General features: G+C 45.4%; 17 protein-coding genes. 2 read left to right on the top strand and 15 right to left on the bottom strand.

Features of this window, described 5'->3' with window-relative positions:
* Nucleotides 1-33: 33 nt before the first annotated feature.
* Entirely contained in the window at nucleotides 34-1,905 is a 1,872-nt protein-coding gene (locus R50345_RS12170) for a bifunctional homocysteine S-methyltransferase/methylenetetrahydrofolate reductase (protein WP_042126870.1), read from the bottom strand.
* A 164-nt stretch (nucleotides 1,906-2,069) separates the two neighbouring features.
* Here R50345_RS12170 and R50345_RS12165 point away from each other — a divergent pair, with 164 nt between their 5' ends.
* The gene (locus R50345_RS12165) at nucleotides 2,070-2,327 is read left to right on the top strand and encodes a hypothetical protein (RefSeq protein WP_042126868.1); all 258 of its coding nucleotides are present in this window, start codon (nucleotides 2,070-2,072) and stop codon (nucleotides 2,325-2,327) included.
* On the opposite strand, the gene R50345_RS12160 is transcribed toward R50345_RS12165, so the two are convergent.
* From R50345_RS12160 to R50345_RS12140, 5 genes are all read right to left on the bottom strand, one after another.
* Nucleotides 2,300-3,406 (bottom strand): GerAB/ArcD/ProY family transporter, encoded by a 1,107-nt coding sequence (locus tag R50345_RS12160; RefSeq protein WP_042126866.1) that lies wholly within the window; start codon nucleotides 3,404-3,406, stop codon nucleotides 2,300-2,302. The two genes, R50345_RS12165 and R50345_RS12160, sit on opposite strands and share 28 nt — an antisense overlap.
* 19 nt (nucleotides 3,407-3,425) lie before the next feature.
* Nucleotides 3,426-4,637, bottom strand: coding sequence for a Ger(x)C family spore germination protein (locus R50345_RS12155; protein ID WP_042126863.1), 1,212 nt, complete (start codon nucleotides 4,635-4,637; stop codon nucleotides 3,426-3,428).
* Nucleotides 4,627-6,270, bottom strand: coding sequence for a spore germination protein (locus R50345_RS12150; protein WP_081954256.1), 1,644 nt, complete (start codon nucleotides 6,268-6,270; stop codon nucleotides 4,627-4,629). The genes R50345_RS12155 and R50345_RS12150 overlap by 11 nt, the downstream gene beginning before the upstream one ends.
* Nucleotides 6,271-6,434: 164 nt before the next feature.
* Complete coding sequence (dapF, locus tag R50345_RS12145; protein WP_042126861.1) at nucleotides 6,435-7,271, bottom strand: diaminopimelate epimerase; 837 nt, start codon at nucleotides 7,269-7,271, stop codon at nucleotides 6,435-6,437.
* Between the two features lie 137 nt (nucleotides 7,272-7,408).
* A complete protein-coding gene (locus R50345_RS12140; protein WP_042126859.1) occupies nucleotides 7,409-10,228 on the bottom strand; it encodes a calcium-translocating P-type ATPase, SERCA-type in 2,820 nt (939 codons plus the stop codon).
* A 293-nt stretch (nucleotides 10,229-10,521) separates the two neighbouring features.
* Between R50345_RS12140 and R50345_RS12135 the strand changes: the two genes are divergently transcribed.
* Nucleotides 10,522-12,411 carry an Rqc2 family fibronectin-binding protein gene (locus R50345_RS12135; RefSeq protein ID WP_042126857.1) on the top strand — a complete coding sequence of 630 codons (1,890 nt, stop codon included), beginning with the start codon at nucleotides 10,522-10,524 and terminating at the stop codon, nucleotides 12,409-12,411.
* A 73-nt stretch (nucleotides 12,412-12,484) separates the two neighbouring features.
* Here the strand turns inward: R50345_RS12135 and R50345_RS12130 are convergent, their stop codons facing one another.
* From R50345_RS12130 to R50345_RS12090, 9 genes are all read right to left on the bottom strand, one after another.
* Nucleotides 12,485-13,360 carry a PHP domain-containing protein gene (locus R50345_RS12130; RefSeq protein ID WP_042132105.1) on the bottom strand — a complete coding sequence of 292 codons (876 nt, stop codon included), beginning with the start codon at nucleotides 13,358-13,360 and terminating at the stop codon, nucleotides 12,485-12,487.
* An 81-nt stretch (nucleotides 13,361-13,441) separates the two neighbouring features.
* Complete coding sequence (locus tag R50345_RS12125) at nucleotides 13,442-14,341, bottom strand: selenium metabolism-associated LysR family transcriptional regulator (RefSeq protein ID WP_042126855.1); 900 nt, start codon at nucleotides 14,339-14,341, stop codon at nucleotides 13,442-13,444.
* Nucleotides 14,342-14,471: 130 nt separating this feature from the next.
* Nucleotides 14,472-14,909: a hypothetical protein gene (locus tag R50345_RS12120; RefSeq protein WP_042132104.1), complete on the bottom strand. Its 438-nt coding sequence runs from the start codon at nucleotides 14,907-14,909 to the stop codon at nucleotides 14,472-14,474.
* 161 nt (nucleotides 14,910-15,070) lie between these two features.
* Entirely contained in the window at nucleotides 15,071-15,334 is a 264-nt protein-coding gene (locus R50345_RS12115; RefSeq protein WP_042126853.1) for a YlbG family protein, read from the bottom strand.
* Between the two features lie 40 nt (nucleotides 15,335-15,374).
* Nucleotides 15,375-15,812: a YlbF/YmcA family competence regulator gene (locus tag R50345_RS12110; protein WP_042126851.1), complete on the bottom strand. Its 438-nt coding sequence runs from the start codon at nucleotides 15,810-15,812 to the stop codon at nucleotides 15,375-15,377.
* Between the two features lie 15 nt (nucleotides 15,813-15,827).
* Entirely contained in the window at nucleotides 15,828-17,762 is a 1,935-nt protein-coding gene (locus R50345_RS12105) for a helicase-associated domain-containing protein (RefSeq protein WP_042126849.1), read from the bottom strand.
* Nucleotides 17,759-19,471 (bottom strand): DNA repair helicase XPB, encoded by a 1,713-nt coding sequence (locus tag R50345_RS12100; protein ID WP_042126847.1) that lies wholly within the window; start codon nucleotides 19,469-19,471, stop codon nucleotides 17,759-17,761. Before R50345_RS12100 ends, R50345_RS12105 begins: the two co-directional genes overlap by 4 nt.
* A gap of 217 nt (nucleotides 19,472-19,688) precedes the next feature.
* Nucleotides 19,689-20,120, bottom strand: a complete 432-nt coding sequence (locus tag R50345_RS12095; RefSeq protein ID WP_042126845.1) for a CBS domain-containing protein — start codon at nucleotides 20,118-20,120, stop codon at nucleotides 19,689-19,691.
* A gap of 62 nt (nucleotides 20,121-20,182) precedes the next feature.
* The gene (locus R50345_RS12090) at nucleotides 20,183-21,364 is read right to left on the bottom strand and encodes a M20 family metallopeptidase (RefSeq protein WP_042126843.1); all 1,182 of its coding nucleotides are present in this window, start codon (nucleotides 21,362-21,364) and stop codon (nucleotides 20,183-20,185) included.
* Nucleotides 21,365-21,494 lie beyond the last annotated feature (130 nt).

The following is a 21,494-nucleotide window of genomic DNA, read 5'->3' as shown; positions in this document are numbered from 1 at the left end:
TCACATCCATTACACTATTGTAATTGATTATTACTAGCGAAACAAGGGGGATAATTTACGTCCTGATTTCTCCCATACATACTCCATCAGCTGTGCACTCATATCATAGAACATGAACGGCGTCATCAAATAGATCCCATTGAAATGAGCTGTAGCAACATCTAACAGCTCCTTAGCGATGGCGACACCTTCAGCTCTTCCTGCTTCCCCTTCAAGTCCTTTCATACGATTCCGGACTTCATCGGTAAGCTGGATGCCTGGAACCTCATTATGAAGGAACTCTGCATTACGTCCACTAGCCAGTGGCATCACACCAATAAACACGGGGATTTCCAGATGTGCAGTGGCCTCTGCGATCTTCACGATAAGTTCCTGATCATAGACAGGCTGGGTCATAATATAATCCGCACCAGAGGCAATTTTCTTCTCCAGTCGCTGTACAGCCTTATCTAAATGTTTAACATTCGGGTTAAAGGCAGCACCGATTACAAAATTCGCTTTCTGCTTCAAAGGTTTACCCGAGAAGGAAATGCCATCATTCAATTGCTTAATCATTCGAATAATCTCAAAAGAGGTTAAATCATAAACCGAACTTGAGCCAGGAAGATCTCCGAATTTTGCGGGGTCTCCAGTCACCGCCAACACATGATCAATGCCAAGCGCATCAAAACCCATCAAATGCGATTGAGTACCGATCAGATTACGGTCCCGACAAGCAACATGCACCAGCGGACGAAGTCCAGTTTTAGCGTGCACCAAATGGCCTAAAGCCATATTGCTCATCCGTGTAACAGCCAGTGAGTTATCGGCGAGTGTCAACGCATCCGCACCCGCTCTTCTCAGCGCTTCTGCACCCTGCATAAACTTGGCGATATCCAAATCACGGGGAGGATCCAGCTCAACGATAACCGTATGGCGTTCTTTTACTAGATCAACCAGGTTCGGCTCTCTGCCATCTCTTCCCTCATCTTCGCCAAAATGCTCTTGCAGCGATACACGTTCCACCGTCACAAGCGACGGTTTTGGAAGTGGCTGAGGTTCGTAACCTTTTAATGCGGAAGAAATTTCAGCAATATGCTGCGGTGTAGTACCACAGCAGCCGCCGATAATTCTGCAACCCATTTCTGCAAAAGTTACTGCCATCTGCCCGAAATATTCCGGTGAAGCCCCATACCGGTATTCTCCGTCTACATAATCGGCAACACCTGCATTCGGATAGACCGAGGTCGGTAGAACCAGATTACCCTGTACAGCTTTCAGCGCTCTCTTAATTCCATTTGGACCCGTATTACAGTTAAATCCGATGATATCTGCTCCGTCACCTTCAAGAATGCGAAAAGCCTCTGGCAGCGTCAGTCCATCCAACGTACGAGCTGATTCATCGACAGCAAATTGGCAAATGACTGGGAGAGTACTATGTTTACGTACAGTTCTTAGTGCAAGGTGAAGTTCCTCGACATCGTAGAAGGTTTCTAGCATAATGCCGTCTACTTCTTCTTCTAACAATGCTGTGATCTGCTGCGTAAAATACTTCTTCAACTCTGTTGATGAGAGATTTGCACGCTTACCGGCGCGAATGGAGCCTACAGCACCTAATACATAACCAGTATCTCCAGCAGCTTTACGAGCGATTCTTACTCCGGCACGATTAATTTCTTCAACCTTGGACTCCAAACCATATTTGGACAGCCTGTCAAAATTCGCTGAGAAGGTGTTGCTTTCTAGCAGCACTGCCCCTGCATCTATATAGCTGCGATGTACATCTTCGATAACCCCTGGAGAGGTCAAATTTAATTCTTCGTAGGAAATGCCGACAGGGAAACCCTTCTGATATAAATAGGTACCCATCGCTCCGTCTCCGACCAATACTTTGTTTCCCCATGCGGAACGTAGATCCGGCTTCACTGCAAAATCCTCCCCTGACTCATTAGTTTCATACTAATGTATCATAAATCGGTATGGATGATAAGCTTTCAAAAGAAAAGCAATCAGACACCCGGTCCGGGTATGCATGATCGGGTATTAAAAGCTTCATACTAACGTTAAATTAGCGAAAAGGAGCAAATCCAGTGAAGAAAAAAACTAGAAAACTTCTGATCCGAAAATACGCAATTATCCTACTCTTAAGCATTTTGTGTTTATCATATCTGTATTTGGGGGATTGGCTATTTGGTTATGGAGTGGGCAACATCCAGTACATTCTAAATTACTTACTATACACTGCCTCTGAGAAAACCGCGGCCATCATCTTGCTGTTATGTCTGCTTGGTCCTGATATTCTGGCCTGGAAGACCGGACGTCAACCTGAACGCGGAGCTGAAAAGTGACTCTTTAACGCTGTAACAAGGATAAGGATCAGCGGGATTAACACCATAAAGAAGGGATACACCGTATACAGCAGTTTTCCACCCTCATCTATATGCTCGGTGAAGCTTCGTGCATCCAGCATAGAACTAAACAAGATAATCAAAGCTGTCGGATAGACCATCCTCCGATAAGGAATTTTAAATAACTCTGATATACCGATCAGGGCTGCTGCAAAAAAAACTGCCATTTTAAAAAAAACACCAATGATAAGCACCATAACAACTAAAATATCTAGCCGTTGAACAAAATCAGAAATAGAAATTTTGCTAATCGTAGGCATCAGTGGAAGTAGCGATCTTTTAACAATATCAGATCCAAGAACAGATATGTTTAAGACCATAGTCAGACTCAATAGTATGCCTGATACAAATATACCCGTTGCAATGATCCAGGGCCCTTTTTTTGCGTTATCAAGATAAGGCATCAGCATAGTAAAACAGACCATTTCACCAAAAGGAAACATATAATTTTGTTTGACTACAGAGGCGAGGATGGGCTCGAATCCATTCTCGAAAACGGGCTGAAGAAAATGGAGATTAATTGAACCCGAAAACATCAGCATCATCGAGCTAAAAAGACCTATCATTAATACAAGCGTTAAGAAAACCATCGAAGTTCTGGCTAATACCTCTATTCCCTTATGCAATACATAAGCGCTTGATAAGACCATCAGCATGGCTATAATGAATAACGGAGTCCGATGCATGGTTGCCATAACAAGCATGGTGCTGCCATCTCGCAAATCCCTTCCCGCTAAATTCAGAAATAGGATGATGTAACCTAACGCTATTACCGATCCCAAATATCTGCCTAGTACCTTTCGGACATAAGCCGTTAGCGGTAAATCAGGAAACTTTCGATAGAGAAAGGTATATCCCGCGAAAACAGCTACTCCAATAAAATCACCGATCATAATGGAAATCCATGCATCTTTTCCCGCTTCCATCCCTAGATTCACCACCAAAGCTGTCCCAAGTTCGAACAACAATGTTAAGGAGAAGATTTGGAGTACACCAATTTTTATACTGCCTTTATTCATACCCGCTCCTCCTTAAACGTTATTTCTTATTGACCTGAAAAGAATCGCTTCGCATATCGGTATGCCTAATCACGACATCCTCATCAATCTTAATCTCACAGGTCGCAAATATATCCTCCCAATGATCTTTGACTTTTTTCCATCCACGAGGATTCTCACGTTCTACCACTTCTCCAAAACCCAAATAGTCACTCTTTAGCGCTCTTGATTCATTTATCGCTTCCCATACTTGATCTCGTGTATGCTTCTCCATAAGCCTGGACAGATCATTTAACACATTGGGGTCCCTCAGATTCAAATTATTGGGCGACTCTTTTAAACCCGCTTGTTGAGTAATACTTATGGTAAATATTGGATTCTCTGCATCTTTTGCGTTCACCTTGACTTGAACCTGCGAGAGATACACATTAAAAGACACATATTCGTTCTTACCGATAGCAACCACTGCAGGCATTTGTGTGATTTTATTTTTTAACAGGGCGGACCCAATGGCTTGATCTCCGTGTAGCCACCCGATCAGCTTGTCATTTTTAAAAACAGCCAGCTCTGTAACCCGCAGCGCAGCCTTCGGTTTGATCGTTTTAATATTTTCATTCGAGTCTCTTCGCTCCACATCACCAGTAACTTCGACCCCATTAATCATCGGCCCCCCACTAGGAATTTGAATCCCGCGTACGACATCATCTACCTCCATTCGGTAATTGTAGCCAAACTGTTTGGAGGTCGTCTCAAGCTTTTCCACCAAATCATTCGCAGGAATTCTTCCGAAAACAGTCATCGTAGTCATACTGTCGCTTGCTGGTTGTCTCTTAGATATAAAGAGAAGACTGGTTAATCTCGTTTCACTTTCTCTTTCCAATACATCCATAATGTCCTTGATTCCTTCACGGGCAAATTTTTCCGAAATTACGACTACTCGAATATGACCAAGTGACAAAAAGCGGGCGGTCTGACGGGAGCCGTCAGCCAATGCTTCAAACATGCTGCGACCTTTTCCTGTATAAACTGCAACAGGTGAGGTCCCTCTGGCATTTTCTCCTGAAATTTCGTCTGCAATAATGACTTGAAAGGTAAGGACATATTTTTCCTCCTCCGTAGAGCCTCTATCAACGGCCACACCTGTAACAATCGCTCTTCTGTTTAATTCAACGCTGTCCCAGCAGCCAGTGAGCACGAGAAGCAGTATAAGAGGCCACGCAGAACGAATTAGAACATTCCCTTTAACTTTCATCAGAAGCTCCTTTCTTATTAGAACCCCCACCATCGTCTATCCCATTGATGACAGGTGAAAGGTTAGCTTCATGTCCAGTGTTAATTTTCTCACCCGCCGGACTATCCCCGTGTTCACCGGGAGAAGTAGAACGTCCCTTATTATGAATCCATACAGGTAACCTTAAAAAGGTATCTTTTTGCCTCTTGACCGATAGAGGAACTACGGGTGACAAGTAAGGGATACCAAATGAACGCAGACTGTTCATATGTGCAACCAGTACGATTAAGCCAAGTGTAATGCCGTAAAATCCAAACATACCTGCAAGTATCAAAAAAGCAAATCGAATAATCCGCCCTGAAATTGCCATGTTATAGGAGGGAATTGCAAAACTCGCAATACCTGTTAGTGCCACAACAATAACCATAACCGGCGTGATGATCCCAGCCTCTACCACAGCCTGCCCCAGAATCAAAGCACCCACAACGGATACGGTTTGCCCCACCGCACGGGGCATTCGCACTCCAGCTTCTCTGATAATTTCAAACGCCCCCTCCATTAATATCGCCTCCACAAAAGCCGGAAATGGAACATTTTCTCGTTGCGATAACAGGTTGATTAATAAGGTTGTTGGGATCATTTCATAGTGAAACGTGGTTAATGCTATATAGATAGAAGGTCCCAAGATTAGAACTATAAAGCTGATATACCGGATAAGCAGCATAAAAAATGAGATATCGAACCTTTCAGCATAATCCGATGAGGATTGAAAAAAAAGTGTGAAAACGGCCGGCAAAATCAAAATAAAGGGAGTTCCATCTACAACAAGTACTATTCTTCCCTCTAAAAGATTTGACGCCGCGACATCTGGTCGCTCACTGTTATTGATTGTTGGAAATGGAGTGAAGGTTTTATCCTGAATCAGCTCTTCGATATAACCGGATTCCAGAATCGCATCGATCTTAATCTCTCCCAGCCGTTTCCTCACTTCATCGACCAGCTTTTCGTCAACAATGCCTTTAATGAACATCAACGCCACAATCGTCTGAGATACCTCACCAATTCTCATATACTCCAATCTTAAATTAGGAGTTTTTAGTCTTCGACGGATTAAGGAAATATTCGTGGCAAGCGATTCCACAAAGCTGTCCTTGGGTCCCCGAACAACAAGCTGAGAAGTAGGCTCAGTGACCGAACGTGTCTCCCCGCCTTGGGTATCACATACAATCGCACTGGCATATCCCTCAATTAAAATCACCGTATCTCCCGAAAGGATTGCCAGCAGAATTTCTTTCCATTCGTCCTGTACCTTAGCATCACCAATTTCTAGGGTACGATTCAGTATAAAATCCATCACATTTCCTGTGGCAGGGATTTGCTCGTTTAACATCTCATTAGTAACACCGAGCAAAGAACCGACAATAAATTCGTCAACGGCCTCCGGTTGAACCAAACCGCTAAGATGAAGAGCCGCTGCATGGACAGGACTGTGTTCACCTAGCTTTACCTGTCTTATTTTGAGATCAGGACTATCACCTAGCTCAGTAATTATATGTTCTATCGACTGCGTAAGATTTATTGTTAGTCTGCCTGACTGTGAAGGATTCCCTTGCAGGCCATTGCCGGACTTATTTCTTTTATTCCATCCTTTCATGTTCAGCAAGTTCACCTCTTTCTCATAATTAAGACTATTATTTTCGGTTAGGTCTTCCATTATTCGGATTGAAATGCAGCACGACATCGAAACAAAAAAAAGCAATCCAAGAATGAGCTCTTGAATTGCCCTTTATTCAGTAATACGATTCGAATCATTATTTTTTATAGCACTACACTACCTGTGAATGCAACCTCAGCAGGACCTGTCATATACACGTGGTTATCATCTTCATTCCATTCAATGAAGAGATTGCCACCCTTTAGACTAATCCAAGCCGCTCGATCTGTCAGGCCATTCAGCACTGAAGACACTAAGGTTGCGCAAGCTCCAGTCCCACAAGCAAGTGTGGGTCCAGCCCCACGTTCCCATACCCGCATATCTACTCTACCTCGATCCAGAACCGTTGCGAACTCGACGTTTACCTTTCTTGGGAACAACGGATGTACTTCTAACTTAGGTCCCCATGTCGCAAGATCAAAAGATACGGCATCGTCTACATAAATAACGCAATGAGGATTACCCATTGATACTGCTGTAAACTTAAATTCGGTTCCGTCCGATTCAATCGACTCTGAGAGTACTGGTTCTGCATCAATAGCTACCGGAATTTGAAGACCGGACAATATAGGTTCGCCCATATCAACCGTTACAGTTTCCACCACACCGTCTTTCACATTCAAGGTAACCCTTTGCTCTCCGGCACCAATCGTTTCAATTACAATCTGCTCGGAGTTTACCAGGCCATGATCATATACATATTTAGATACACAGCGAATAGCATTTCCGCACTGCTCCGCCTCCGAACCATCAGAATTCATAATTCGCATCATGTAATCACCACGTTCAGACGGTAGGATGTATACAAGTCCGTCCGCGCCAATACCGAAGAACCGATTGCATAGGGTTACAGCAAGCTCTGCTGCATTGCTTGGTAGTTCTTGCTCGCCAAAAACTACGATAAAGTCATTGCCGAGCCCGTGCATTTTTGTGAATTCCATTGAAAGTCCACTCCTAAAGGTTATGTTATGTTAGCAATCGCTTAAGCTTAATATTCTGTGTAATGTAGCCCTTCACAAGTATACGAGCTGTTAACTGCAACAAGTATACCTTTAGGAATGGAGCAATACTATTAACTTTATGCCGAAATTTTTGTACTTTTTATCATCGAATTGCTTCCGCTACGACCACGATTACGTTTTCCACCCCAAACACTGCCAGCGCCCATCAGGAAGGTCGGAATCCCCGCTGTTACAAATACAAGGCACCACTCACGGAAATTAAGCGGCACTGTTTTGAAGACAGGTTGTAGAAACGGAATATACATAACAGCCAGCATCAGAATCACGGATGACAATACAGCAAGAACTAGGTACTTATTCTGAAACGGATTTCGATGGAACACCGAACGTGAACTGCGGCAATCGAAGACATGAATCAACTGAGCCATAACGAGTGTCGCAAAAGCTACGGACTGAGCTCGAATCAGCTGCGCTGGATTCTCTGGTGCCACACGTAAGGTTAGCCAAAATGCACCTAACGTACATAAACCGATTAAAAATCCACGGCTTATGATCTTCCACCCTAAACGGCGGGCAAAAATATTTTCCTTCGCCCCACGCGGTTTATGCTCCATCAAATCCTTTTCGGGTTGGTCAACACCAAGCGCCATCGCTGGCAGTCCGTCTGTCACCAGATTCACCCATAAGATTTGGATAGGCACGAGTGGCAGAGGCAGACCAAGCATCATAGCGAAGAACATGGTCAAGATCTCTCCCACATTTGATGCTAGTAGGTAACGAATGAATTTACGAATGTTCTCATAAATGTTTCTACCCTCTTCAATGGCAGCAACAATGGTTGAGAAATTGTCGTCCCCTAGGACTAGAGAAGAGGCTTCCTTGGTCACATCTGTACCAGTGATCCCCATAGATATTCCTATATCTGCCGCTTTAATGGCTGGAGCGTCATTGACTCCGTCCCCGGTCATAGCCACTACATGACCACGGCGCTGCAAGGATTTCACGATACGAAGCTTATGCTCAGGAGATACGCGGGCGAATACATACACATTGTCCGATACTTTATCCAGCTCATCATCATCCATCCGAGTTAGTTGAGCCCCTGTTAGTACCGTGCCTCCACGTTGCAGAATTCCTAATTGATGCGCAATGGCCTCTGCAGTCGTTCCGTGGTCCCCAGTAATCATTACAGTCTTAATTCCTGCTCTACGTGTGACGCTAATGGCATCGCGGACTTCACGTCTTGGCGGATCAATCATCCCCGCCAATCCGATAAAGACGAGCTGGGATTCCGCATCCTTTTCACTGTCCATATTTTCACTTGGACGAATATCACGATAAGCCATACCTAGGACACGAAGAGCACCTGATGCCATTTGCTCATTAGCATCGAGAACTTTCTGCCGCAATGTTGGCGTTAAAGGCACAACACCGCCCTCCCAGAGCATATATGAACAGCGATTAAGCAGAATATCAGGCGCACCTTTCGTACATACCATCCGTCCTCCGGGATGACCAATGATAACTGACATTAACTTCCGCTCAGAATCGAATGGAAATTCCTTCTCACGGGCATATGTTACTGCTAGTGTCTGGGCAGTCAAACCCATCTTCCCTGAAAGTGCCACGAGGGCTCCTTCGGTCGGATCTCCTTTAAGCTCCCAGATGGATGAGCTGTCAGATGACTTATCAACTACGATGTCCTTATCCTTCCCTTTACGCTTACCCCGTACTTCAGTCGGAAAGGTCTCGATGATCTCCGCATTACTGCACAAGGCACCCACCTGTAGCATCCGTCTTAAACTTTGATCATTTTTGAGATCTACCGGTTTACCTTTCTCCAGAACCTGTCCGTTCGGAGCATAACCTTCACCTGTTACTTCAAGGCCACGTCCGCCCGTCCATAATCTGGTCACCGTCATTTTATTCTGAGTCAATGTACCCGTCTTGTCCGAACAGATGACGGATGCGCAGCCCAAGGTTTCCACTGAAGGTAATTTACGAACGATGGCCTTTCGTTTGATCATCCTCTGCACGCCCAGCGCAAGTGCGATGGTCACAATGGCCGGAAGCCCTTCCGGAATCGCAGCGACCGCCAAGCTTACCCCGGCCAAGAACATTGCTGTGGCAGGCTGTCCATGTAAAATACCGGCTGCTACAACTACAATAGTTAAACCTAGTGATACATAGATTAAAATTTTCCCTAACTGCTCGAGACGATGCTGAAGCGGAGTTTCCTGAGATTCTGTATTCTGGATCAGGTCTGCAATCTTACCCATCTCTGTGTCCATACCCGTTCGAATTACGATAGCTTTACCAGTACCTCTGGTTACCATTGTGCCCATGAATCCAAGATTCTTCTGATCACCGAGCGGAATCTCCTCCGCGCGGATCACATCCGAATGCTTCGAGACAGGCAGCGATTCCCCAGTTAGCGCGGATTCCTCCACATATAGAGAACTGCAATCCAGCCATCGTATATCCGCGGGTATTCGATCACCACTCTCCAGCAAGACAATATCACCTGGTACTAACATCTTTGCTGGAATAACCTCGCTGTTCCCCCCACGCAGAACTTTGGCAGAAGGTGCGGAGAGCTGCTTTAAAGCTCTTAGCGAACGTTCGGCGCGGAACTCTTGAACAAACCCAAGGGCTCCGTTTAAAAGGATAATCGCGATGATCGTGATGGCATCCAAATATTCGCCAAGCAAACCGGATACGAGCGTCGCACCCATAAGCACAAGCACCATGAAATCCTTAAACTGGTTCAACAGCAGGGTAAACGGGGATACGGTCTTTCCTTCGGAAAGCTCGTTATACCCATTTTGCTTCCGTCGCTCCGCGGCATCCTCTCCACTGAGGCCCGTCCTCGGATGGACATTGAACATTTTCTGCAGCTCTTCTGCACCGAGCCGGTGCCAACTGTTTTGTTCCATGACTTTTCTTTCCCTCCCGGTCGTTTCTTGACTTCCGGCGGCGCACAGCTTTTCCACCTGTTCATGACCAAGTGTATTCAAGGTCGTCCAATAATATCACCGCCTATCTAATTCCCCTTTTGCGCGAATGTCCCAAAGTATGGCATCATAGAGAGGTAAGCTTTAACGTCTTCGGTGTTCTAATAAGGGCGGTAAGCGTTTAAGCGAAGAATATAAGACCTAAAGTATGGTGTACAACTTATACTTTCTTATATTTTCAGAAATTCATTTCACGTCGACAGGAGAGCTTTATCATGGCATTAGACGGCATTGTTACCCGAGCTATCGTGCACGAACTGCAATCATTCATCGGTGCACGCATAGGCAAAATATATCAACCGAACAACCACGATCTTATCTTCAACCTACGGGGCGCCGGCGGCGGTGGCAAGCTATTACTCTCCGCTAATCCAACATATCCCCGTCTGCATCTTACAGAAAGAAACAGCATAAATCCTTCAGAAGCACCTATGTTCTGCATGCTCATGCGTAAGCATTGTGAAGGTGGGACGATCGAGAGTATCGCTCAGGTAGGCATGGAACGAATTATTCACATAAATGTTAGGACTAGAGATGAGCTTGGAGACGTCTCTGCCAAAAAGATCATCATAGAGCTCATGGGACGTCATAGTAATATCATCCTTACAGATCTCAGCACTGGAACGATCATAGACGGCATTCATCACGTTACTCCATCAATCAGTAGCTACCGGATCGTAATGCCCGGAGTCGCTTACACAGAGCCTCCTCAGCAACACAAGCTCAACCCTCTGGAAATCGACAAAGAGCAATTTCTACATTTGATCTCAGCAGCTGAAGAAGCCGCTCTACTGAAAGAAGATGAGAAGGAGACCAAACCAGAAGAAATCATAGAAGGTGAGCTCGCTAATCTGATTACAAAAGAAGAAGTTGAGCAGAAACCAGACGGATCAGGTGGTCCCTCTCCATCTGCTGATCCCGTTGGCTGGATGGTGCATGCCTTCAGTGGAATGAGTCCACTTGTTGCAGGAGAGATCGCTCTTCGTCTCAGAAATAACCTTGCGATAGGTGATACACAGGGGTCTGCAGCAGAATTTCCAATAAAATTATGGGACGCCTTCCAGTCTGTAATGGGACCTGTGTATAATTGCGAATTCTCACCTGTTTCAGGTGCGAATGCAAAAGGGAAAATGATTTTTTCCGCGATTCCGTTAACCCTATTAGGTGAACACGCGAAGCAATATAACTCGATAAGCGAGTGTATGGAGGATTATTACGGGGATAAAGCTGAACGTGATACGGTGAAGCAACGGGTAAGTGATTTGATCCGTTTCCTAAGCAACGAACGAAGCAAAAACGTAAAGAAGCTCGCCAATCTTCAGAAGGATCTAGACGAAGCCCAAGACGCAGATCGTTATCGCATTTGGGGTGAATTGTTATTCGCATCGTTACATGCCGTGTCCAAAGGAGATAAAGAAGCCTCTTTGGTCAATTATTATGACGAAAATCAGGCTGAAATGGTCATCCCGCTTGACCCTTTATTAAGCCCATCAGATAACGCACAACGTTATTTTAAAAAGTACAACAAGTATAAGAACAGCCTTCTTGTTATTAATGAGCAGTTGATTAAGACACATGAGGAAATTTCCTACATGGAAAGTTTACTCCAGCAGCTTGCCCATGCTTCATTGAATGACATAGAGGAAATCCGTGATGAACTTGTAAGCCAAGGATACCTACGTGACCGAAGCAAAAAGGGTAAAAAGAAGAAAAAAGCAACCAGACCTACATTGCAAGTCTTCACCTCTTCAGAAGGCATCGACATTTATGTCGGAAAAAACAATTTACAGAACGAATACGTCACCAATCGACTAGCTTCGCCTAATGACACTTGGCTGCATACCAAGGATATCCCTGGTTCTCATGTGGTCATCCGAAGTGAGGAGTTTGGAGATGCCACATTAGAAGAAGCCGCCCAGCTTGCCGCTTATTTCAGTCAAGCGAAGCAATCAAGCAGTGTTCCTGTCGACTGCACACTGATCCGCCATGTACGTAAACCGAGTGGTTCCAAACCCGGATTTGTGATCTATGATCATCAGAAGACGTTGTTTGTCACACCGGATGAGGATCGTATTAAAAGTCTCCCTAATACGTTAAGAAGCTAAATCATAAAAAAACCGGTTGTCGTCCTTGTATGGATGACAGCCGATTTTTTTATTTTGCAAGAGTGCATGACCTCTAATTACTTATTAAGTTCTTCAACTGTTCCAGCACACTTACAGGAACCGTAACACTACCGATATCTCCATGAAATATAAAACCTTGACGGGCACCATGAAAATCCGAGCCACCGGTTACAATCAAGCCATATTCTTCAGCCATGGTTAGGTAACGCTCTGAATCAGCGGACTTGTGATCCGAATGATAGGCCTCAATCCCTTTAAAAGCACCCTGCTTCAATATCTCACGCACCAACTGGTCGTCACCGTATAGTACTGGATGCGCCAATACTGGAGAGCCACCGGCCTCGATAATCCAATCACAGGCTTCCTCGGGCGTGATTCGTGGAGGGGACACGTAGGCTGCTGCACCTTCGGCTAAAAATTTGTTAAAGGCATCTCTCATATCTGTAGCGACTCCAAGACGAACCAGCTCATCAGCAATATGTGGCCGGCCAATACTCTCATCAGGCTTCAGTTCCCGCCCAATCCCAGCGACCACTGACTCCAGTGTTATCTTAATTCCTAGCCCACGTAGCTTAGAGATTATCGCTTCATTCCTTAGTGCCCTAGTATCCCTTAGCCCTTCCAATCGGGATAGAAACAATTCATTTGTTGGATCTACGTAGTAACCAAGAACATGAATATCTTTACCTCCAGCACGAGTGCTGATCTCTACACCCGGTACAACAGTAATTCCGTACTTCTCTCCAGCTTCGCAGGCTTCCTTCACACCGGCCACCGTGTCATGATCCGTAATGGCAACAGCGGTTAAGCCTTTCTCTTTAGCGAGACGTACATTTTCATCCGGTGGCTGCATGCCATCCGAGGCTTGAGTATGCGTGTGGAGATCGCATCGATCGACGTTAACATGCTCCGATCTGTCGCCCTTCAGTTCATCCAGTCTAGTTTCATTCTCTATTTCTATCACCTCTAACGCTAGTTTCTAAGTTTCTGTCTTTTAGCCATTCAAGCTTTAGTTATCATTCGAATGCTCACGTAAAAAAGTCAAGAATGTCACTGCAGAAATCGGCAGCAGTGTCGATTTTAAATGAATAGCGTAGAACTGTCTTTTAAAAGAGGCATCCGAGATATTCACGATTTTCAGAAGTCCAAGCGCCACCTCATGCTTAACAGAAGAAGTTGAGATAATTGTAATTCCAAGCCCAGCCTCCACTGCCGACTTCACAGCACCCGTGCTACCAAGCTCCATCACTATTTTCATGGCTCCCGGATCAAGTCCCTTCGAGAACAGCTGCTCTTCCATCACACGCCGCGTTCCTGAACCCTGTTCACGCAATACGAAAGGGTGCTGAAGCACATCTTCCAGAGAAACCTCCTGCTGCTCTGCAAGTGGATGACCATGGGGTACAATCAATTTCAGCTCATCCCCCATCACCGGCTCAATCACCATATCAGGATGTGTCACCGGTGCTTCAATTAAACCGAAATTCAACTGATGCTTTAGGATTTCCTCCATAATTTGCGAGGTATTCATGACTTTCATCATAATTGAAATGTTCGGATATTGCTTTCCAAAAGGACCTAACAGCCGCGGCAGCACATACTCCCCAATGGTAAGGCTTGCCCCAAGCTGCAGACGTCCCTCCAGCATATGTGTAAACGCCGACATCGCTTGATCTGTCTCACGCATCAATTGAATGCTGCGCAGCGCGTATGGCATAAGGGTATGCCCTGCTTCGGAGAGCATGATTTTTTTGGTAGAACGATTAAAAAGCTTGGTTCCAAAATAATCCTCTAGCGCCTGCACTTGCATGGTCACTGCTGGTTGAGTCATATGTAGTGTCTGCGCCGCCGCTGAGAAGCTCCCTCGTTCTGAGACCGTATAAAAGATATGTAACTGATGAAAGTTCATGTGCTGCAACTCCTTGTGCTATCTTTAGAAGAAACTTAAGGATTATGTATGGTATGAAACTTATGCTTTCTTATATTTTTAAAAAGGACATGCAGCCACCGCTGCATGCCTTCAGTCCGAACTTTATACACTATTTGCGTTTACGCTTCTTCTTCGTTAGCTTAGTGCGGCGGGAATTGCGCAGCAGCGAAAAGTAAGTCTTTAAATCTCTCAATTGTGGTGTTGAAGAGATTCTCCCAAGAAACGAAACGATGATCATAGAATATAATGGCTGACCTGAAATATCTTTTTCTCCTGTCAATTCCGTGAACTCAGCGATTACTACAGAGTCATCGTCAATTAAATACGCGTTAAAATCACTGTCTGAAAAAGGCTTGAGCCGATTCTGCATCAGGCACTGCCACATCCATGCGGCGACCTCTTCGTCATTGCTTACACCTTTACTGATCCGGTCCAAATAACGACTCTTCGCATGATTTGTTATAACGATGTCAGCGACCCTGTAGTCGTTCAGCATGATGTGGAAGGGCTCGTAAGTGCTGGGCCAATCCGTCCCTTTGTTGCGCATCATCATCACACTCCACCATAAGGGTCTTTGTATGTACTTAATGTTGTCATCTTACCTCATTGCTGAAAGTTGTACAAGTTCAGACCACAGGAGAAGCCGTTTACTCTAGATCTGCGCATAAAAAAACAGGCGCTGCTTAAGCGCCTGTTCATCTCCAAAAATTACATACCGTAATTACGGGACTTGTCCGGCCCATTACTGGTATACTCTGTCTTAATTTCGTTACGATAGGATCTTTCGATCTTACGAACGTAGGAGAGTCTGCGGACATTCTTCATAACTTCCTCGGCACGTTCTGCATTTACATACATCACTGCGTAATGCATTTTCCGAGAAACATAATGTAATGTTCCGTATTTCTCAAGGTTACGTGCCGCTTTAACGTCACTTACCCAAATGATGTATCCTGTCCGTTCCGCAAACATAAGCTTAACCGCCTTTCTCTCTCTAAATCCTAAAGGAAGCTTATCCGCAGGAGCATTTTCCCCCGCTGCCGCATCCACCTTTAGGGGAAGGATCATTACTTGGTACTTTAATGCTATCCGATACTGAAAAAGCAATCGCTTCCGACATGGAGTGCAGAATGTCGTCAAGTGTCTTCTCTGCCAGTTTGAAACGAACAACCTCCTCGAACTGCTCCAGTTCCGCTTCTACTGCTGAAACCTCATCCTTCGCTGAATGATAGTTCGGATGAAAATGTCCGAATCGTTGTGTTTCTTCAAACAACTCCTTCTTAGCTTGAAGTCGTTTGACCATGGCCTGAATTTCCGGGTTCGTATCAACCCGTCCTTTCCAGTATAAGTAATCCGACACCTCGGCGGATTGATTAATCATATCGCCTAATTCATAGGCGTATGTCAGCACTTCAGCCATATCGACCGTATTTAATTCCGCTACGCTCATGAACTCAGCTCTTTTCTACGTTAATGTTCTACCGAATTCAGTAGACTTTTCTATCATAACATAATCACTCGCTTCAGCAGAAGAGGAATTTCTTCGCCTTTTGGGAATAACTAACTTCATTTCCTTCCAGTCCTCAGGGGTCAGCTCTATTTCTTCAACCGTTTCACCATCGTTATATAAGAGATGCCCCTCCACTTTCCAAGGATTCCCTTTTATTCTGGAGGGGATGAAATCTAACATTTGATCCTTCAAGGAAAAACGCACCTTAATTCCCCACTTCAATCCCTGCTCCATTACTTTCTGAGCGGTTGAGCTATGATAATGTCGCCATTCCTTGCTCCAGATCTGGGGTACATTATCCCCATCTAATAAGATATTCTCCTCCTGCTCAGGAGAAATAACAGGTAGGTTTAAAAAGGGATTACCGCGGTGGAGTAGCCTTAGTTCAGAAGTTAGTACTGGAAGTGAATACAACTCTTGCTCGGTTTCTGCTTCTTGATTAAACGAAGTCCAAACAGTGTTCGTGTCCTCCTCCTCACGTCCTCCAATCATCCTGGAAGGAGCCAATCCTGCTAAAAACAATTCCTTACGCATCTGCTCTACAGACTCTGGAGATACTAGGAAATGAAGCGGACCGATACGCTTAAGGCTATCTTGTAGTCGCGGATGGGCTGCGATTGCCGCTCCATCCTCTTCCGTCTGGCAAGTCAACAGGATGACCTCCGAGAGTGATGTTCGGCCAATGCTTTTTCCCCATTGCTCTAAAGACAGCTCCACCACAGATGGCAGACCGCCCCGTGCATGATTTCTTATCCAAGCAATTGCTTCTTCTGGAGGCATCCGTCTCTCTGATGCATGTACAAGCATCTCTCGGGTCAGCCGAAAACTCCACATCGTATCCGTTTGCAGCAGTTCTGCGCATCCAGCTAAAATCCAGCGAACGGTATAGGACACCTCCGGTGGAATCAGGACTTCAAAATCGGGCTGTACAATAAACATCTCATTCGAAATATCTGTCTCAGAATCAGGGACGGACTCGTTACCCGTCATCAACATCGGTTTTACAGCAGTCCAGCGAAAACACTGGATACCCTCAGATGTGCACCCCAATTCACACCATCCAAAGCCTGTTAAACATTGAAGCCAGCGCAAGCTTGATTGTTCCAGCTCATCTCGGGTGACCGTTCCGGTTAGATTCATATCAGTCATCCAGTCCAGTAGCTCAGGCAGCGCTGTCCATTTCTCTGGTACAAAAGCTTTGCCGGATATCAAATAACGAAAATGCTGATCAGCAGGCCCAATGCTTCCACAACGATGAATAACAATCCCATACAGGATGTCTGTCATCCTTGTCTCAGGAAGCTGCAACCAACGCTCCAGCATATCCTGGTTAAGTCTATAACCTGTTTTCAGTCTGGTAATAAGCCCAAGACACAACATGATGTCTACTACTAGAGTGGCTGACAGAACATTCAATTCATCCGAAGGAGTGCCCATAGTGAGCCCCAGTAAATGTTTATCGTGAAAAGAAAGCTGAGCCGCTAAGCGGTTTAGATTTTTTTTATGAATGATTCCCTTAGCGGTCAGTGGTAGGCCTTCACGTGTAATGAACTGCAATGCCCGAAACAGATCTACTGCCAGTCCAGCGCCTGCCTCCATGGATAGATTCACTGAATGCCCCTCTATAAACTTTGGTTGGTGTGGGAAGAATTCTTGTTCTAGCGCTAATAGTTGTTCAACCGGTATCTGGTACAGCTTCTCACCCAATATTTTATGCCTCGCAGTTAACAGCCCCGCACGTCGCAGTTCATTCATTGCAAGCTTTTGTTCGGCACGGCAGAGCTTCGTTGGGCGCAAACGCTCTTCTTTCCCTTCGTCAAAGGGTTGGGCTGCATAAGCAGCACATAATCGCTTTAAGACCTCTAATGCTTCTGCTGATAGCTGGTTCAATGGATCGTTCGCTCCTTTCCGCTCGGCACCATTTTAACGACATATTCATAGCCCTGTTCTGTCAAAAACATCCGGCGGCGCATAGCGAAATCCTGCTCCCGACTATCTTCAGATACCAGCGAATAGAAGTACGCTTTATTCTCACCAGCTTTCGGACGCAAGATTCGTCCTAAACGCTGAGCCTCCTCCTGTCTGGATCCAAAAGCTCCTGAAACCTCAATAGCTATCGACGCATCTGGCAAATTAACCGCAAAATTCGCTACTTTAGAGACAACAAGCACCTGTATTATTCCCTCGTTAAAAGCTGCATACAACTCATCTCTTTCTCGCTGCTTCGTTTTGCCAGTAATCAACGGTGCATCTAACTTATCCGCTAATTCCGTTAATTGATCAAGATACTGTCCGATAACCAGAACTGATGATCCCTGATGGGCTTTTAAAAGCTCAATTACAACCTCAACTTTGGCAGGATTGCATGAGGCCATACGAAATTTCTCTTTCGCTTCCGCATACAAGTATTTCTGCCTTAACTCAGAACACATCGGTACGATCATCTCGACACATTCAACCTCTGCAATCCAGCCCTGCTGCTCCAGCTCCTTCCAAGGCATGTCGTAACGCTTAGGCCCGATCAATGAGAATACGTCCCCTTCCTTCCCGTCTTCTCTAACCAGAGTTGCAGTGAGACCTAGTCTTCTAGTAGCCTGAATATCTGCTGTAGCCCGGAAGACTGGGGCTGGAAGCAGATGGACCTCATCATAAATAATCAAACCCCAGTTGCGTTCGTTGAACAGCTTCATATGGAGAAAAGGACCGCCTTTGGATTGACGGTGCGTTAGTATCTGATAGGTAGCTATAGTAACAGGCCGCACTTCTCTTTTTTCACCGGAATATTCACCAATAGACTCATCATCCAAATCGGTTCGCTCAAGCAGCTCATCTACCCATTGTCTTACAGAAGTCGTATTTGAAGTTAAGATCAGTGTTTCGCATTGTAGACTTTCAAGAACGGCTAATCCGACTAACGTCTTACCCGCTCCGCAAGGCAATACAACTACCCCGCTGCCTCCCTGCCCTTCTATGCCTTGAAACATCTGAACGGCCTCCTGCTGATATTCACGCAGTCCAAAAGCTTCACCTTTCGCTCCATCCTTTGCGTTATTTCCGTTCTCCTTCCATGCCAAGTTTAGCTCTTGTCCGACATGGTAACCCGCATAATCCAGTACAGGATAGCCTAGTCTCATCAGCTCTTGCTTTAAAAGCCCTCTGTTCTTTGCACGGCATGTGCTTTCTAGTGGATTTATCCTCTGTAAACCTAATGCCTTTAGAACAGATTCATTCCCTAGTTCATCCAGTATTTCAGCTGAGTCAGCCTTAAGCGTAATGATCTCATTCGAAGTCTTCTGTCCGTGAAGAGTCAGCTTCCCATACCTAGAGAGAAGCGTTCCGATCTCTTCCTCCAGCCCTGCAGGAACACCCCAGCGTGCGAGATGATGCAGACTTGAGATAATTGCCTCAGCTGTATAATTAAGCGCTGCAGCATTCCATAGTGATAATGGAGTGATTCTATAGGTGTGGTAAGCCGGAGGACTCTTTACAAGCTCTGCAAAGGTTCCTAGCTCCTTCCTCGCCTTCTCAAAACCAGGATGTGCGCATTCCAGTAGAATCGTCCGATCCCTGCGCACAATGCAAGCCCCTGTTTCGTTCATAACGTCACCTCCGCAATCATTCATTTCATTTAAGTTTGCGCTATGTAATCTGCTTACATTCATATAAGCAAAAACGCCTTCAGCCTCCCTAAAGGGCGGTAAGCGTTGATGCGAGAAATATAAGGATAATGTATAGCGTGAAATCTACATTCTCTTATATTTGAACAGGAAAAAGCTCATCCCCGTATAACGGTCATGAGCTTCCCTATCAAACTATTTAATGTAAATGCTGCTGCGAAATATCATGAAGAGCTTCTCCAGCCTCATCCGCAAAAATGTTGCGCACCGCCAAGTCGCCGATGGAAACAACACCAATCAGCTTCTGGCCACTGGTCACGGCTAATCTGCGAATTTGCCAGTTCGACATCAGTTCTGCAGCCTCATCTACAGAAGTATCTTCTGAGACGGTCTGAATTTCTCTACTCATCACCTTTTCTACAGAAGTTGATCCAGGGTGCTTAGCCGCATAACCTCTAATCACAAGATCACGATCTGTAATTACTCCGAGCAGAGTCTTATCTACTTCATTATTGATTACAGGAATAAATCCGGTGTCATTGTCTCTCATCTTAACAGCGACTTCATACACATTATCCTGTAATGTGACTGTTACAGGCTCCATCGTCATAACTTCTTTCACTGTCTTCAAGAACGAACCCTCCTAATCATGATCTCCATGTTATGGAATAGGTTCTCCTCTATGAAACGAAATTATACGATTATCTTCTCTTCCAAACAGGAATTAGCCATAGCGATCAACAATTTCATCCCATGCAGCATAGCATCTTCGTCAAAATCAAATTTACTATGATGATGCGGGTAGACTGCATCTTTATCTGGATTCCCAGCACCTACGAACATAAAGCAGCCAGGAATCTCTTTAACATAATAGGCAAAATCCTCGGCTGGCATCAGCTTTTCCATCACAATCACCTGAACGGGCTCCCCAAATGCTCCTGGTGCCACCTCAGAAAAACGCTGGTATTCACCTTCATGATTTACGAGTGGTGGATAACCCATGACATAGTCTATCTTAGCTTCTGCACCGTATGCACCAGCAATTGAAACTGTCATTTCTTCGATCCTGCTGCGGATCAGATGGCGGGTCTCCTCGTCGAATGCCCGCACGGTTCCTGTAATCCGGCAATGCTCAGCAATGACATTCTGGGCGAATCCCCCTTGAATGGTTCCTACACTGAGAACAGCGGGCTCCAGCGGGTTCACAGAGCGGCTTACGATGCTCTGGAGCTGAGTCACAAGTGCCGCCCCTGCCACAATGCTGTCAATCGTGCGGTTAGGCATGCCGCCGTGACCACCTTTACCGATGATATCAATAAAAAATTCATCCGCAGATGCCATAAGCGGTCCTGGTGCACTGCCGACAGTTCCCATTGGCAGCGGGGTCCACAAATGTAGACCATATATTGCATCCGCCCCTTCCAATACGCCTTCAGCAATCATCCCCTGTGCACCGCCAGGACAGACTTCCTCCGCAGGTTGAAAAAGAAAACGCAGCTCCCCTTCGATCTCATCAAGGCGGCTGCTATAGTAAGAGGCTACACCCAGTAGGATTGAAGTATGTCCATCATGCCCACAGGCATGCATAACCCCTTCATTTTGCGAAACGTAGTCATTCTTGTTTTCCTCTTTAATAGGTAGTGCATCCATATCCGCGCGAAGGACTACCGTTTTCCCCGGCCGTTGTCCTCGCAATATACCTGTTACACCATACCCTGATGTGCTTCTTCTAACTTCAATACCGAATTCTGCTAACTTGTTTGCTATAAATGCCGATGTTTCCTTTTCATGAAAAGACAACTCCGGATGACGGTGTAAATGGCGTCTCCATTCCACGATCTCCGGCATGAGCGAATCAACCGCTAAGCTCTTCATACGTTTTCCATCCCCTTCTTCATAAACCCGCATCAATAGCATGCGACAGCAGTCCTGTTCACTTTGATCTAGCATCACACGTCTATAATTCTTTTATTGTAGCAGAAACGCAAAAAACTGGGTATCGTTA

It is taken from the genome of Paenibacillus sp. FSL R5-0345 (genome assembly GCF_000758585.1).
Lineage (GTDB): Bacteria > Bacillota > Bacilli > Paenibacillales > Paenibacillaceae > Paenibacillus_AQ.
The sequence above is the reverse complement of the archived record's forward strand: the minus strand, read 5'-3'. Positions and strand labels throughout refer to the sequence as shown.